General features: G+C 43.9%; 2 protein-coding genes and 1 pseudogene. All 3 read left to right on the forward strand.

Annotated elements, in window-relative coordinates:
- Positions 1 to 267, forward strand: a pseudogene (locus R7F67_RS24165) (ATP-dependent metalloprotease); the annotation flags it as partial.
- Between the two features lie 52 nt (positions 268 to 319).
- On the forward strand, positions 320 to 1,150 hold the full coding sequence (gene folP / locus R7F67_RS24170; protein ID WP_021454076.1) for a dihydropteroate synthase: 831 nt from the start codon (positions 320 to 322) through the stop codon (positions 1,148 to 1,150).
- A 19-nt stretch (positions 1,151 to 1,169) separates the two neighbouring features.
- On the forward strand, positions 1,170 to 1,303 hold a 134-nt coding region (locus tag R7F67_RS24175), incomplete at its 3' end, for a hypothetical protein (protein ID WP_318057457.1).

Here is a 1,303-nt window from a genome sequence, read left to right on the forward strand (position 1 = left end):
ATGCATGCGATGAAAGATGCGCTAATGAAGTATGAAACCATTGATGCTCGCCAAATTGATGATCTCATGGAACGTAAAGCGGAAATTCGTGAGCCAGCAGGCTGGGGTGATAACCCAATGAATAAGCCAAAGGATGACGATAAGCCTCAAGCAACGCCTGAAGTGAAAGAGGAAGAGAAAGCAACGGATTCTGCGAATGCCGCAGAGCAAGTTACTTCTCAAGATTCTGCTTCAAGTGAAGTTCCAGAAAAGAAAGACTCTGAATAAAGAGTGTTGATAATAATAAACCCCGAGTTAGCTCGGGGTTTTTGTATTTATTATGATTATTACAGCAAATAACAAATCTCTCGACCTTTCTCGTCCACATGTAATGGCGATTCTTAATGTTACCCCTGATTCATTTTCTGATGGTGGTAAATTCAATTCTCTCGAACTTGCTCTTGCTCAGGTCGAAAAAATGATTACCGCAGGGGTTAGCATCATTGATGTCGGTGGTGAGTCCACACGCCCTGGTGCGCCAGATGTCTCTCTAGAAGAAGAGCTGCAACGCGTTGTTCCTGTTGTAAAGGCCATCCGCGAAAAATACGATGTATGGATCTCTGTCGATACTAGTAAAGCAGAAGTAATGCGTCAGGCTATCGCTGTTGGTGCGGATCTGATTAACGATATCCGTGCGTTACAAGAACCAGGTGCACTTCAAGTTGCGGCTGCATCAAAACTACCTGTTTGCTTAATGCATATGAAGGGGCAACCTAGAACTATGCAGGAAAGCCCTCAGTACGAGAACTTGATGGATGACGTCGCTCAGTTTCTGGAAGAGCGCATAGCTGCTTGTGAAGCCGTAGGTATCAATAAGTCTCAACTTATCCTCGATCCTGGTTTTGGCTTTGGCAAAACCATTGAACACAATTATCATATGCTCGCTCATCTCGAGAAGTTTCATGAGTTCGGTCTGCCTATCTTGGCGGGCATGTCTCGTAAATCAATGATTTTCAAGCTGCTTAATAAGCCCGCAGCAGATTGCACTAACGCCAGTGTCGTTTGTGCCACGATTGCTGCCATGAAAGGCGCGCAGATCATTCGTGTTCATGATTTTGAAGAAACTATTGAAGCAATGAAAATTGTCGAAATGACGCAAAACAATATTTAAAAATAATAAAGGTAAGTTTATGTCGAATAAAAGACGTTACTTTGGTACGGACGGTGTACGCGGTAAAGTTGGACAGTACCCAATCACTCCAGACTTCGTACTTAAGCTTGGCTGGGCTGCTGGTCGTGTACTAGCGAAACAAGGCACAAAGAA

The sequence above is a fragment of the Vibrio sp. YT-17 genome (assembly GCF_033337375.1).
GTDB lineage: Bacteria > Pseudomonadota > Gammaproteobacteria > Enterobacterales > Vibrionaceae > Vibrio > Vibrio alginolyticus.

Bases quoted from the DNA above. Each gene is read 5' to 3' on its own strand.
- folP (WP_021454076.1), top strand. From the start codon at position 320: ATGATTATTACAGCAAATAACAAATCTCTCGACCTTTCTCGTCCACAT.